Genomic DNA, 328 nt, shown 5'->3' on the forward strand with positions numbered 1-328 from the left:
CCCCGCCCGGCGGCACTGCGCCGGTGGCGTCCTTCACTGCGTCGCCGACGTCGGGCACGGTGCCGTTGGCGGTGAGCTTCACCGATACCTCCACCGGCGGCCCGACGGCGAGGGCGTGGGAGTTCGGCGTCGGCGAGTCGGGCACCCTGCAGAACCCGTCGCACGCGGAGACCGCGGGCGGGACCTCGACCGCGAGGCTGACGGTGGTGGTGGCGGTGTCGGTGGACGCGGTCCGTGAGCTGCGCAGCGTGATCCCGGGTGACGTGCCACCGCCCGGATCCACGGTGATCGTCCGGGTGCTGGACGTCGAGCCGGCAGCGTTGGTCGC

Annotated in this window: 1 protein-coding gene; it reads left to right on the forward strand. The window is 74.4% G+C overall.

Annotation, left to right across the window (positions count from 1 at the left end):
- Positions 1-328, forward strand: a 328-nt coding sequence (locus JYA52_RS02995; RefSeq protein WP_205651668.1) for a PKD domain-containing protein, incomplete at both ends; no start/stop codon positions are given.

It is taken from the genome of Arthrobacter pascens (assembly GCF_017052465.1).
In the GTDB taxonomy this organism is placed as follows: domain Bacteria; phylum Actinomycetota; class Actinomycetes; order Actinomycetales; family Micrococcaceae; genus Arthrobacter; species Arthrobacter pascens.